This window comes from Kitasatospora sp. NPDC093679, from assembly GCF_040683455.1.
Lineage (GTDB): Bacteria > Actinomycetota > Actinomycetes > Streptomycetales > Streptomycetaceae > Kitasatospora > Kitasatospora arboriphila.
Genome location: NZ_JBFBDW010000002.1, coordinates 201,882 through 214,318, shown reverse-complemented (window position 1 = coordinate 214,318; position 12,437 = coordinate 201,882). Strand labels below are relative to the sequence as shown.

The following is a 12,437-nucleotide window of genomic DNA, read 5'->3' as shown; positions in this document are numbered from 1 at the left end:
GGCCAGACTGGTATCGGACCGGCCGCCGCCGACGGGAGACCAGCGTGACCACGGGCAGCTACGCGCACGTCAACGGGCTCGACCTGTACTACGAGGAGCACGGCAGCACGACCGGCCGGCCGCTGGTCGTGCTGCACGGCGGCCTGCTGACCGTCGAGCTGTGCTTCGGCACGCTGCTGCCCGCGCTGACCCGCGGCCGCCGGGTGATCGCCCCGGAACTCCAGGGGCACGGCCGCACCCGCGACACCGACCGCCCGTACCGGATCGACCTGCTGGCCGCGGACGTGCTCGCCCTGCTCGACCGCCTCGGCGTCGAACGCACCGACGTCCTCGGCTTCAGCCTCGGCGGCTACGCCGCCCTGCAGCTCGCGCTGGACCACCCGGAACGGGTCGACCACCTCGTGCTCGCCTCGGTCAACTACCGCCCGGACGGCTACCACGAGGAGATCCACGCCTCCGAACTCCCCTCCGGCTCCAGCCGGTTGCCCACCCCGGAGGACTTCGCCGAGATGCGCGCCGCCCACCTCGCCGTCTCCCCCGAGCCGGAGCACTTCGACGCCTTCCACGCCAAGGTCTCCGACGCGGTGGCCGCCTTCGGGGGATGGCCGGCCGAGCGGCTCCGCACGCTGCGGGCCCCCACCCTGCTGGTCGTCGGCGACCACGACTTCGTCCGCCTCGACCACGCGGTCGAGATGTACGAGCTGATCCCGGACGCCCGCCTCGCCGTCCTCCCGCGCACCACCCACATGGACGTGATGCGGCGCACCACCCTGCTCGCCCCGCTGCTGGAGGGCTTCCTGCCGACCGGCTGACCCGGCCCCGGGGAGGCGGACGACCCGCCCCCGCTCGCCCAACCGGGCGGGGGCGGGCCGTCCGGGCCGCCGCGATCGACCGGAACAACCCCTTTGACCTGCTCCGCACCGTCCGCGAACATGCTCCGGTGACCGTCGAGACCACCCTCGCCAGGGCCGAGGCCGACCTCCGTGCCGGCCGGACACCCGTCGCCCTCCAGCGTCTGCGCGGGCTGGTCGGCTCCTGCCCGGCCGACCTGACGGCCCGGCGGCGGCTCGCCGAGGTCTACCGGCTGTACGGCGAACCCGCCCAGGCCGGCCGCTGGGCGTACCTGGACGAGGAGCGCGACCCGGCCGAGACCGCCGCCTTCGAGGCCCGCTACGCCGACCCGGTGCGGCGGATGGCCGCCCTGGCCTGGCGCGGCCCGGAGCACCGGGCATCGACCGCGACCGCCCGGGCCCGGCTCGCGGAGGTCCGTGAGGCCGCCTCCGCGCAGCTCGGGCGGCCGGCCCGCTGGTGGGACGTGCAGGAGGAGGCCCGCGGGGCCGCCGCCGCGGAGCAGGACGGCGGCACCCTGTTCTGCGCCGGATTCGCTCTGCTCGGCCTGCTGCTGCTCGGCCTCGCCGTGCTGGGCGCCGTCACCGCCGTGCGGTGGCTGCTCTGACGCCGTCTCCGCAGGCCATCGCCTTGAGCTCGGCTTGACACACAATTGACCTGATCACGGGCGAGGTGCGCCGGGGCCCGTCGCTACCGTCGGGGCCATGCCACCCCTCTCCCGGACGCCGGCGATCCCGGTGCTGCCGTACCGCAAGCCGACCCGTGGCCGCGACTACTGGGTCTTCGACGACGTCCTGCCGGACGCGGAGGCCGTCCGGACCCGCACGCTGGCCCGCCAGGACTGGAGCGAGGGGTACCCGCACAAGCCGGAGACCTGGCCGGGCCTGCGCACCATGCCCGGTCTGGAGCCGGACGAACTCGCCCACGTCGAGGCCCTGGTGATGCAGGCCACCGGCGCCCGCCGGATCTGGCCGGAGACCGGGCCGGGCGGCGCCACCGTCAACCACAACTGCATCCAGGTGGTCGGCCGGGACGAGTGCGAGCCGCGCCCGCACACCGACTCGCGGCTGGTGTGCCGCTACGCCGCCGTGCTCTACCTCAACCCCTCGGCCCCCAAGGACTGCGGCACCAGCTTCTACCGCCAGCAGATGCCGAACGGCGCGCTCGGCGGCAACATCGTCGCCGCGCCGCACAACAACCTGGTCGACGCCCTGGGCACCCGCTTCGTCCCCTCGAACGCCTTCGTCGAGGACGTCCGCGTCCCGCACCGCTTCAACCGGCTGCTGCTCTACAGCGCCAACATCATCCACACCGCGACCGGTTACTGGGGCAGCACGCTGGAGGACAAGCGGATGACCGCGGTCTTCTTCTGGATGGCCTGATCCGCACCCCGACACCCGCCGCATACCCGGTATGTAAGTACGTCTAGGGTCTCACTCGAGCACGCCTCCGACCGGGGGCGGGTCCGAGGGGAGGGGCTCCATGACGACCGCCGGGAAGAGGCTTCGCAGGCGCACGGCAACGGCTCTGCTCACGGCGGTGGCGACCGCCCTGGCCGTGGGCGGCTGCGCCTCGTTCGACACCACGGCACCGAAGGAGGCCCGCGACCGCGCCTCGGCGGTCTCCCGGGACACCGCCGTGCCGGGCGTCGACTGCCGGAAGGCCACCTGCGTGGCGCTCACCTTCGACGCGGGCCCGAGCGAGTACACGCCGAAGCTGCTCGACGTCCTCAAGCAGGAGAACGCGCACGCGACCTTCTTCATGCTCGGCAAGAACCACGTCGAGAAGCACCCGGACACCGTCCGGCGGATCGTCGCCGAGGGGCACGAGCCGGCCAACCACACCTGGACGCACCGGATCCTCACCGACATCGCGCCGGACGAGGCCCGCAAGGAGATCTCCCTCACCCAGGACGCGGTGCAGCGCATCACCGGCGAGCGGCCGGTGCTGATGCGCCCGCCGCAGGGCCGCACCGACGAGGACGTGTCGAGGATCTGCGCCGAACTCGGCGTCGCCCAGGTGCTGTGGAGCGTCACCGCCAAGGACTACGACACGAACGACTCGGCGCTGATCCGCCAGCGGGTGCTCGACCAGGTCCGCCGCGACGGCATCATCCTGCTGCACGACATCTACCCGGGCACCGTCCCCGCCGTGCCGGGCATCCTCGCCGAACTCCACCGCCGCGGCTACACCGTGGTGACGGTCTCGCAGCTGCTCGCCCCGGCGGCCCCGCAGCCGGGCGCGGTGTACCGCCCCTGACGGCCGGTCGGGCGCCGCCGGCCCGGACCTCGCGACGAGGCCCGGGCCGGCGGCTCCCGCTACGGCGGGGCGACCTACTGGTACACGCGGACGTAGTCCACGAGCATCTTCTGCGGCAGCACGGTGGTGGCGTCGGGCGCGCCCGGCCAGTCGCCGCCCACCGCGTTGTTGAGGATCAGGTAGAACGGGTGGTCGTACACCCAGGGGCCGCGGGTGGCCTCCAGGGCGGTCCGGTCCACGGTGAAGAAGGCGTTGCCGTCCACGTAGAACGTCATGTGGGCGGAGTCCCAGTCCACCGCGTAGGTGTGGAACGCGTTGGCGAAGTCGGTGCCCGCCAGGGTGTACGGCGAGCCGTACCCGCCCGCACCGTTGTAGGCGGGCGCGTGCAGCGTCGAGTACACCGAGTCGGCGACCTTGCCGACGTGCTCCATGACGTCGATCTCACCCGAGTACGGCCACGGCGTACCGGTCTTGAAGTCGGAGCCGAGCATCCAGAACGCCGGCCACAGGCCCTGGGTGCCGGTCACCTTGATCCGCGCCTCGGCGTGGCCGTAGGTGAAGTCGAAGTGGCCCGAGGTGTTGATCCGTCCCGAGGTGTACTGGCAGACGGTGCTGCCGGAGAGCGGGTCGCGCGGGCAGGCCGATCCGGGGGTGACCTCCTTGCGGGCCTCGATCACCAGGTTGCCGGTGCCGTCCTGGTACAGGTTCTTGTTGCCGGTGGTGTAGTACTCCAGCTCGTTGTTGACGCCCGCTCCGGGGTCGGTGGTCCACTTGCCGGCGTCCGGCGCGGTGCCGTTGGAGCCGTTGAACTCGTCGCCGAAGACCAGCCGGCCGGCCGGGAAGGTCGGGTTCGGCGGCAGCGGCGGCGGGGTGACGGGGCTGCCGCCGGTGCCGAACACCTGGAACTCCCAGAGCGAGTAGCCGTACTGGCCGACCCGGGCGGTGCCGTACATCCGGACGTACCGGCCGGTGCCGTTCAGGTTGGAGACGGTCTCCTTGAACCCCTTGCCGGTGGTGGTGGAGTAGATGTCCGTCCAGTTGACGGCGTCGCCCGACACCTGCAGCTTGTACGCGGTGGCGTAGGCCGGGTCCCACTGCAGGACGACCTTGTGGACGGTGGCGGTGGCGCCGAGGTCGACGTAGATCCAGCCCGGGTCGCTCCAGGCGGAGGTGGCCCAGCGGGTGGCCGGGTCCTGGTCGACCGCCTTGCTCGGGGTGCAGTTGCCGCAGCCGCCGTCGTTCTGGCTGCTGGAGGCCACCGCGGGCCTGTTGTACGAGAGTTGGACGTCGCCGCCGCCGGTGCCGCCGCCCGGGGTGCCGTAGACCTGGAACTCCCAGAGCGAGTAGCCGTACTGGGTGGCGCGGGCGGTGCCGTACATCCGGACGTAGCGGCCGGTGCCGTTGACGGTGAGGTTCTGGGTGCCGCCGGTGCCGCTCGCGGTGGTGTGGACGTCCGTCCAGGTGCTGCCGTCGGCGGAGGTCTGCAGCTTGAAGCCGGTCGCGTAGGCCGCCTCCCACTGCAGGACGACCCGGCTGACGGTGGCGGTGGCGCCGAGGTCGACCTGCAGCCACTGCGGGTCGCCGAAGGCGCTGGACCAGCGGGTGCCGGCGTTGCCGTCGACGGCGGCCGAGGCGGGGAAGGCCACGCCGTTCTCGGTGGAGGAGGCGGTGACGGTCTTGCCCTGCGAGAGCAGGCTCTCCGCCGCGGGGGCGGCCGGCGCGAACGGCACGAGCAGGGCGCCGAGGGCCAGGACGAGGGCGGTGAGCAACCGGGTCAGCACCCGGTGGGGGCGCGCCGCGGCGGCCGGTGGTGCGGTGGTCATGGGGAACTCCAGCTGGGTGGGGGTGGTGCGGAGTCGACTGCGGTGCACGGGTGGGGCGGTGCGGCCGGCGCGGGCGGTCCGCGGGCCGGCGGCTGCGTGCGGGTGTGGTCCACGGCCGTCCTCGGTGTGGGGGAGCGGTCAGGCGGAGTCGCGCAGGACCAGTGCGGTGGGCAGCACCAGCGCCGGCCCGGCCTCCTCCCCCGCCGCCAACCGCTGTACGAGGCGCACGAGTTGGCGGCCGAGCTGCTCGATGGGCTGGTGCACGGTGGTGAGCGCGGGCTCGGCGGTGCGGGCGCAGTCCACGTCGTCGAAGCCGACCACGGCCACGTCCTCGGGCACCCGTCGGCCCGCCCGGCGCAGCGCCTCCAGCGCACCCACGGCCATCAGGTCGGAGGCGGCGAACAGGCCGTCGATCCGCGGCTCCTCCGCCAGCAGCCGGGCGGTGGCGGCCCGCCCGCCCTCGACCGTGAAGTCGGCCTCGGCGACCAGCGGACGGCGGTGCCCCCGGACGGTCTCCCGCAGGTAGGCGCCCAACCGGTCCTGCCCGGCCGGCGTGGACGAGGGCCCGGCCACGGTCGCGATCCGGGTGCGGCCGATCCTCTTGAGGTACCGGACGGCGGCCGCCGCACCGCCCGCGTTGTCCACGCCCACACAGGGCAACTGCACATCGCCGTAAGCGCGTTCACAGCAGACCACGGGCACGCCGGTACCGGCGAGCAACCCGGGCAGCGGGTCGCGGTCGTGCACCGAGGCGAGCACCACACCGTCCACGTGGCCGCCCCGCACGAACTGCTCGATCCGCCGCCGGCCGGCCGCCGACCCGGCCAGCAGGATCACCAACTGCTCGTCGGACTCCTCGAGTTCCGCGGTGGCCCCGCGGATCAGCGTGGGGAAGAAGCCCTCCGAGAAGACCTGGCCCATGCCCTCCGGCAGCACCAGCGCGTAGGAGCCGGTGCGGCGGCTCACCAGCGAACGGCCGGCCTGGTTGGGCACGTACTGCAGATCGGCGACGGCCCGCAGCACGGCCGACCGGCGGCGCTCGCTGACGGGGTGCGACCCGCTGACCACCCGGGAGGCGGTGGCCCGGGACACCCCGGCCCGCCGGGCCACGTCCTCCAGGGTCGGCCGGTGCCACTCCGGGGCGGTCAGGTCCACGAGCCGTCCTCCTCAGGACCGACGATGTTGAGAGAGCGCTCTCTCACCAGCGCCACGAGAGTGCCCCCGAAAAACCTCCGGTGTCAATGGGCGTGCACCTGACTGCCGGCCAGAAGGGAGAAAATGCTCTCCAGCTTGGGTGCACGACGCCAGGGACGCGTGGTGCACCCCTCAGGCGGACTGCCGTACGACCAGCGTCGGCCGGAACACCACCATCGGCATCGTCTTCGCCGGCTCCGCGATCTGCCGCAGCACCAGCCGCGCCATCTCGGCCGCCATGTCCTCCACCGGCTGCCGCACGGTGGTCAGCTGCGGGTCGCAGGCCAGCGCCGCGCTGCTGTCGTCGAAGCCCACCACCGCCACGTCCTCCGGGACGCGCCGCCCGCTGCGCGACAGCACCGGCAGCGCCCCGAGGGCCATCAGGTCGGAGGCGATGAACACCGCGTCCAGGTCGGGCGCGCGCTCCAGCAGCGCCCGCATCGCCGCGGCCCCGCCGTCCTGGGTGAAGTCGCCCTCGACGTGGACGGCCTCGCCGCGTCCGTGCGCCGCGAGCGCGTCGCGGAAGCCGTCGAGCCGCTCCCGGCTGGCCGGCATGTCCAGCGGTCCGCTGATGGTGGCGATCCGCTGCCGTCCGAGTCCGACGAGGTGGTCGACGGCCAGCCGGACGCCCTCGCGCTGGTCCACGTCGACGTAGGCGATCGAGGCGGAGGAGGCGGGCCGGGAGGCCAGTACGGCCGGGATGCGGGCCTCGGTGAGCCACTGCGGCAGCGGGTCGGAGGCGTGCGAGGAGACCAGGATCACGCCGTCCACGTGGCCCTGCCGGAGGTAGCCCTGCAGCTGGCCGCGCGACTCCGCGTCGTCGGCCAGCATCAGCACCATGGCCATCCCCTGCGGCCGCAGCACCTGGATCACGCCGCTCACCACCCGGCCGAAGTGCGGGTCGGTGAACATCCGGCCGACGAAGGGGTCGAGCGGCTGCCCGCGGCGCTCCGCCTCGGAGACCACCAGCGCCACCGAGTTGGTGCGCCGGGTGACGAGCGAGCGGGCCGCGGAGTTCGGCACGTAGTTGGTCGCGGCGACGGCCTCCTCGACGATCCGGCGCAGCTCCGGGTCGACGGTGGACTTGCCGTTCACCACGCGGGAGACGGTCGCCCGGGACACGCCGGCCACCTTCGCGACGTGCTCCAGTGTCACGGGTCTGGTCGAGGGAGGCAGATCGGTGGTCACGCTGCCAGTTATACCCCGTGGGACGTGGCGGCCCGCCCCCGCCTCCCGAACCGGCCGTTCGGGTGCCGCCCGCCCTCCGCCCGGGCGGGCCCACCAGCCCCGCCGTCCGGGGCCGGCTACCGGTCCTGGCGCGGCGCGTACCACCAGACGCCCAGCACCACCAGGAAGGAGAGCGCGGAGAATCCGGTGCACCACCAGGCGGTGCCGGTGCGGCCTTCCATCCAGGCGTCGGTGGCCACGGTCAGTGCCCAGAGCTGGCCGATCACGACGGTGCAGACGAGTGCGACCCGGGCGCTGAGCATCGAGGAGCGCTCCGGCTCGTGCTCGCCGCCCGCGCCGGGCCCCGGGCCCGGGGAGTGCACCCGCGGGTCGGCGTAGCCGCTGGTCGCCCGGATCTGCGGGTAGCGTTCGTGCAGCGGCCGGTTGAGGCCGGGCTGTTCGCTGCCGGCGTGGTACTCCTCGGGGGCGGTCACGAGTCGCAGCCGATCCGGTCGGCGAGGTCCGGGTCCCGTTCGCGCAGGCCGCGACAGAGGCCGGCCTGCGGGTCCTCGCCGGAGCGGGCGGTGCCGACCGCCCAGACCGCGCCGCGGGCGTCCTCGACGAGCAGCACCCTGGGCAGCGGCCGGGGCGGCGGCCCGGCGGTGACCTCTCCGGTGCGGATGTCGAACTCGCCCTCGTGGCAGGGGCAGTACAGGTCGCCGTCGCGGCCGTGGTCGGGGCGGCGGACGACGCCGCAGGCGAGGTGGGTGCAGATCGTCGACCAGCCGACCAGGGTGCCGTCGGAGAGCCGGGCGGCGATCGCCCGGTCGTCCTCGCCGGGGTAGGCGAAGGAGACGGCCTGGCCGCGGCCGATCCGGTCGGCGACCCGCAGCGGGGTGGCGGTGCCGTCGCCGTGCCGGGGCAGTACGCCGGCGGCGACGACGGTGGAGCCGACGGCGAGGCCGCCGGAGACGGTGGCGACGATCCGCAGGTAGTCGCGGCGGGTGGTGAGGGAGTCGGCGGAGATCCGGTCGACCAGCGCCGCGTGTTCGAGCGGGGTCCCCCCGTTGTCCGACGGGTCGGTCATCGCGGGGCTCCGTTCCCGGGCGTGGGCCGCCCGTTGACCTCGACGAGCGGCAGCAGGCCGCCCGGGACGGGTGCGCGGCGCTCGGCCGGCACGACGACGGCGACGCCGGTGGCCACCTCGGCGTCACCGAAGGCGAACTGCGCGGAGACCTCGACGCCGGGCCGCTCGGCCCGGAGCTCCTCGACCGTTCCGTAGAACAGGGCGCCGGTCGGGCAGACGGTGGCGCACATCGGTGCCAGTCCGCGGGAGGTGCGGTCGTAGCAGAGGTTGCACTTCATCTGCAGCTTGGCGTCGAGGTCGATCTTGGGGACGCCGAACGGACAGGCGTTGACGCAGTTGGCGCAGCCGATGCAGCGGGTGGGGTCGGCCTCCTGGACGACGCCGTCGGCGGTGATCAGGATCGCGTCGGCCGGGCAGACCTGGGCGCAGGGCGCGACCGGGTCCTCGCAGTGCATGCAGAGGGTGGGCAGCGAGGCCACCGAGTGGCCCTCGTCGGGGTAGTCGAGGTGGATCATCGACTTGCCGCGGTGCGAGTCGCACTCACGGCAGGCGGAGACGCAGGCCTGGCAGCCTATGCAGCGTCCGGGGTCGATGAAGACGGTCCTGCCGAGCATCCGGTCAGCCCCTCTCGGCGGTGCCGCGCCCCTGCGGGGCGGTCGGCGGCAGCGGGTCGGTGCGCGAGGCCTGCGCCTGCGGGTAGGCGGTGCGCCCGGGCGGCACGGGTGGGGCGGGTACCTCGTCGAGGTGCTCGGCCCGTTCGATCCGCACGGCGCACACCTTGTACTCGGGGATCTTGGAGCGCGGGTCGAGGGCGTCGATCGTCAGCTGGTTGGCGGCGACGGGGTACGGCCAGTGGTAGGGCACGAAGACGTGGTCGGTCCGGATCGCCTCGGTGACCAGCGCGGGCAGCACGGTCGCGCCGCGGCGGGTGACGACGCGGACGGCGTCGCCGGTGCGGAAGCCGTGCGAGGGGTGCACCTCGACCCAGGGCCGCGGGGTCTGCTCGACCAGTCCGCCGAGCCGCCGGGTCTGGTTGCCTGAGAGGTAGTGCGCGACGGTGCGCCCGGTGGTCAGCGTCATCGGGTACTCGTCGTCGTACGGGTCGGCGGGCGGGTGCCACTCGACGACCTGCAGGTGCACCGTGCCGTCCGGGTGGTAGGTGCGGCCGTCCTCGAACAGCCGCGGGGTGCCGGGGTGGTCGACGGAGGGGCAGGGCCAGGCGATGCCGCCGGTCTCCTCCAGCCGCTCGTAGGTGATGCCGTGGTAGTCGACGACGGTGCCGGCGGAGGCGCGGCGCAGTTCGTCGAAGACCTCGCGGGAGCCGGCGAAGCGGAACTTGTCGCCGGCGCCGAGGCGTTCGGCGAGTTCGCAGAGCACCCGGGTGTCGGTGAGGACGCCGGGCGGCGGGTCCTGGGCCTTGTTGTGCTTGACCACCCGGGCCTCGGCGTTGGCCATCACGCCCTCGTCCTCGGCCCAGGTGGTGACCGGCAGCACGACGTGCGCGTCGGCGGCGGTCTCGGAGAGGAAGAAGTCGAGCTGGACGTGGAAGTCGAGGGTGTCGTAGCCCTCCTTCACCACGGAGTGGTGCGGCAACGAGACGAAGGGGTTGTTGCAGACGCCGAGCAGGCCGCGGATCTCGCGGCGCCGCATCTGGTGCACCATCTCCATCATCGAGGTTCCGGCGGTGGGCAGTTCGGTCTCGTCGATGCCCCAGATCTCGCTGATCTGCCGGCGGTGCACCGGGTCGAGGATGGACCGTCCGCCGGGCAGCAGGTCGGCCTTCTGCCCGTGTTCGCGGCCGCCCTGGCCGTTGCCCTGGCCGGTGATGGTGCCGTAGCCGCAGCCGGGGCGGCCCAGGTTGCCGGTGGCGGTGCAGAGGTTGATGACGGAGAGGCAGTTCTCCACGCCCTGGGTGTGGTGCTCGATGCCGCGGGCGTGCCAGGCCATGGCGCGCGGCGCGCCGCCGAACAGCCGTGCCACCCGGACGACCTGTTCGGCGGGGATCCCGCAGATCTCCGCGGCCCGTTCGGGGGTGTACGCGGCGACGGCCGCCCGGACCTCGTCCCAGCCGCTGGTGTGCCCGGCGAGGAAGGCCTCGTCGGTGAGGCCCTCGCGGACGACGGTGTTCAGCACCGCGTTGAAGAACGCCGAGTCGGTGCCGGAGCGCAGCGCCACGTGCACGTCGGCGGTGCGGGCGATCGCGGTCTGCCGCGGGTCGACGACGATCAGCACCGCGCCGCGGTCCCGGGCGCCCCACACGTACTGGGTCATCACGGGGAAGCACTCGCCGACGTTGGCCCCGGCGATCAGCAGGCAGTCGGTCTGCAGGATGTCGGCGAACGGGTTGGCGGCGCGGTCGATGCCGAAGGCGAGCTTGTTGGCGCCGGCGGCGCTGACCATGCAGAGCCGGCCGTTGTAGTCGACGTGCCGGGTGCGCAGCGCGACCCGGGCGAACTTGCCGACCAGGTAGGTCTTCTCGGAGAAGAGGCTGGCGCCGCCGAGCATGCCGAAGGCGTCCCGACCGTGCTCGGCCTGGATCGCGCGGATGCGTTCGGCGACGTGGTCGAGGGCCTCCTCCCAGCCGACCTCGCGGAAGGGCTCGCCCCGGGAGCGGCGCAGCAGCGGGGCGGTGAGCCGGTCGGGGTGGTTGACCTGCTGGTAGGCGTTGAGGCCCTTGGGACACAGCCGCATCCGGTTGATGTCGTGGTTGCGGGGTTCGACGCCGAAGACCTTGCCGCCGGCGACGCGCAGGTACATGCCGCACTGGACGCCGCAGAAGCAGCAGTGGGTGGGCACCAGGGTCTCGTCGCCGAGGTCGGCGCGCCAGCCGGCCGCCGGCAGGCCGCCCGCGTCGCGGAAGCCGCGGGTGCCGGGCGGGGCGATCACCGGGTCGATGCGGCGGGCGGAGTCGGTCACCGGAAGCCCCGTTTCACCTGGGCGAGGTAGGCGCCGCCGCGCAGCACCCGTTTGCAGCGGGGGCAGGTCTCGGCCCAGCTGTCGAAGTCGAGGTGGAGGTCGCGCATGGTGCCGCGGAGGTTGGCGACGTAGGCGGCGGTGTCGATCGGCCGTCCGCAGCTTCGGCAGTGCAGGATCTCGCCGTCGGTGCGGGAGACCAGTTTGAACAGCTGCATGCCGACGGCGGCGGGGCGCTGCACGATGTGGAAGAACTTGCCGAAGGGCAGGTGGACCAGGGTGAGCACGACGGACGCCATGTGCAGCACGGACAGGAACTGGTAGCCGCCGCCCTGGAGGGCGATCTCGGAGAAGGTGAGCAAGAGCCCGGTGACGGAGACGGTGATCAGGGCGAGCAGCGGGACGAGGTCGTAGCCGAAGCGCTGTCCGGTGACGGCCTGCCGGTCGCGCATCCGGCGCCACAGGAAGTAGCCGCTGCCGCCGATCACCATCACGGCGGCCAGGTCGAGTCCGTGGTAGAGCGCCCAGCCGAGGGCGCTGTCGTAGGTGAAGCCGAAGACCTCGATGCCCCACAGCCGCATCCGGTAGCCCGGGCCGTCCGGGCCGACGGCGGTGAAGGTGAACCAGCCCCAGGTCAGCGGGAAGGTGATGGCGGCGGCCAGCAGGCAGCCCCAGAAGAGGAGTTGGTGGGCGGCCCAGCGGGCGTGCGAGCGGGCGCCGAGGAACTTCTGGAAGCCGAGGTAGGTGACGGCGAGCCGGGGCAGGGCGGTGGGCAGCCGGCGCAGGTTGTGCCGGGAGAGGGCGGCGCGCCGTCCCTGGCGGAACAGGCGGGCAGCCGCGGGGGCGGAGATCCAGACGGTGTAGCGGTGGACGACGCCGAAGGTGAGGAAGACGGTGGCGACGGCGTAGGGCACCAGTGCGGAGTCGAAGTCGCGCAGTCCGCGGCTGCCGAGCACGATCGCGAGGATCAGCAGCAGCGAGGCGCCCGTCGCGGCGAGGAGGGCCCGCAGGGCGACCCGCCGCGGCGGTGCGGGCTCGGGCGGGGGTGCAGGCGGTGCCTCCTCCGGCAGGCTGGTCGTGGCCACCCGGGCCTCCCGTCGTCGTGTCCGGCCGTGCGCAGGGATCCCGACGACCGTATGCGGCGC

The 12,437-nt window shown here is 73.5% G+C and carries 12 protein-coding genes; 4 read left to right on the top strand and 8 right to left on the bottom strand.

The window, feature by feature from the left end:
• The first annotated feature begins 44 nt into the window (after positions 1-44).
• The 4 genes from AB0O09_RS02960 to AB0O09_RS02945 all read left to right on the top strand — a co-directional run bounded on the left by AB0O09_RS02960 (position 45) and on the right by AB0O09_RS02945 (position 3,108).
• Positions 45-812, top strand: coding sequence for an alpha/beta hydrolase (locus AB0O09_RS02960; protein WP_363539580.1), 768 nt, complete (start codon positions 45-47; stop codon positions 810-812).
• Between the two features lie 128 nt (positions 813-940).
• Positions 941-1,456: a DUF6584 family protein gene (locus AB0O09_RS02955; RefSeq protein ID WP_363539578.1), complete on the top strand. Its 516-nt coding sequence runs from the start codon at positions 941-943 to the stop codon at positions 1,454-1,456.
• Positions 1,457-1,553: 97 nt separating this feature from the next.
• On the top strand, positions 1,554-2,231 hold the full coding sequence (locus AB0O09_RS02950; protein WP_363539576.1) for a DUF6445 family protein: 678 nt from the start codon (positions 1,554-1,556) through the stop codon (positions 2,229-2,231).
• A 100-nt stretch (positions 2,232-2,331) separates the two neighbouring features.
• The gene (locus tag AB0O09_RS02945; RefSeq protein ID WP_363539574.1) at positions 2,332-3,108 is read left to right on the top strand and encodes a polysaccharide deacetylase family protein; all 777 of its coding nucleotides are present in this window, start codon (positions 2,332-2,334) and stop codon (positions 3,106-3,108) included.
• Positions 3,109-3,182: 74 nt separating this feature from the next.
• On the opposite strand, the gene AB0O09_RS02940 is transcribed toward AB0O09_RS02945, so the two are convergent.
• The 8 genes from AB0O09_RS02940 to AB0O09_RS02905 all read right to left on the bottom strand — a co-directional run bounded on the left by AB0O09_RS02940 (position 3,183) and on the right by AB0O09_RS02905 (position 12,302).
• Positions 3,183-4,931: a discoidin domain-containing protein gene (locus tag AB0O09_RS02940; RefSeq protein WP_363539572.1), complete on the bottom strand. Its 1,749-nt coding sequence runs from the start codon at positions 4,929-4,931 to the stop codon at positions 3,183-3,185.
• Positions 4,932-5,069: 138 nt separating this feature from the next.
• Positions 5,070-6,086, bottom strand: coding sequence for a LacI family DNA-binding transcriptional regulator (locus AB0O09_RS02935; protein WP_363539570.1), 1,017 nt, complete (start codon positions 6,084-6,086; stop codon positions 5,070-5,072).
• A gap of 171 nt (positions 6,087-6,257) precedes the next feature.
• Positions 6,258-7,313, bottom strand: a complete 1,056-nt coding sequence (locus AB0O09_RS02930; protein ID WP_363539568.1) for a LacI family DNA-binding transcriptional regulator — start codon at positions 7,311-7,313, stop codon at positions 6,258-6,260.
• Positions 7,314-7,429: 116 nt separating this feature from the next.
• Positions 7,430-7,786, bottom strand: coding sequence for a DUF6755 family protein (locus tag AB0O09_RS02925; RefSeq protein ID WP_344628105.1), 357 nt, complete (start codon positions 7,784-7,786; stop codon positions 7,430-7,432).
• The gene (locus AB0O09_RS02920; RefSeq protein WP_363539566.1) at positions 7,783-8,379 is read right to left on the bottom strand and encodes a Rieske 2Fe-2S domain-containing protein; all 597 of its coding nucleotides are present in this window, start codon (positions 8,377-8,379) and stop codon (positions 7,783-7,785) included. Before AB0O09_RS02920 ends, AB0O09_RS02925 begins: the two co-directional genes overlap by 4 nt.
• Entirely contained in the window at positions 8,376-8,993 is a 618-nt protein-coding gene (locus AB0O09_RS02915) for a 4Fe-4S dicluster domain-containing protein (RefSeq protein ID WP_363539564.1), read from the bottom strand. The genes AB0O09_RS02920 and AB0O09_RS02915 overlap by 4 nt, the downstream gene beginning before the upstream one ends.
• Positions 8,994-8,997: 4 nt before the next feature.
• Positions 8,998-11,295 carry a molybdopterin oxidoreductase family protein gene (locus tag AB0O09_RS02910; protein WP_363539562.1) on the bottom strand — a complete coding sequence of 766 codons (2,298 nt, stop codon included), beginning with the start codon at positions 11,293-11,295 and terminating at the stop codon, positions 8,998-9,000.
• The gene (locus AB0O09_RS02905) at positions 11,292-12,302 is read right to left on the bottom strand and encodes an MFS transporter (protein ID WP_363539759.1); all 1,011 of its coding nucleotides are present in this window, start codon (positions 12,300-12,302) and stop codon (positions 11,292-11,294) included. The genes AB0O09_RS02910 and AB0O09_RS02905 overlap by 4 nt, the downstream gene beginning before the upstream one ends.
• Between the last annotated feature and the right edge of the window lie 135 nt (positions 12,303-12,437).

Coding starts and splice junctions, on each gene's coding strand:
- AB0O09_RS02940 (WP_363539572.1), bottom strand. CDS start 4,931: ATGACCACCGCACCACCGGCCGCCGCGGCGCGCCCCCACCGGGTGCTG.
- AB0O09_RS02945 (WP_363539574.1), top strand. CDS start 2,332: ATGACGACCGCCGGGAAGAGGCTTCGCAGGCGCACGGCAACGGCTCTG.
- AB0O09_RS02950 (WP_363539576.1), top strand. CDS start 1,554: ATGCCACCCCTCTCCCGGACGCCGGCGATCCCGGTGCTGCCGTACCGC.
- AB0O09_RS02915 (WP_363539564.1), bottom strand. CDS start 8,993: ATGCTCGGCAGGACCGTCTTCATCGACCCCGGACGCTGCATAGGCTGC.
- AB0O09_RS02920 (WP_363539566.1), bottom strand. CDS start 8,379: ATGACCGACCCGTCGGACAACGGGGGGACCCCGCTCGAACACGCGGCG.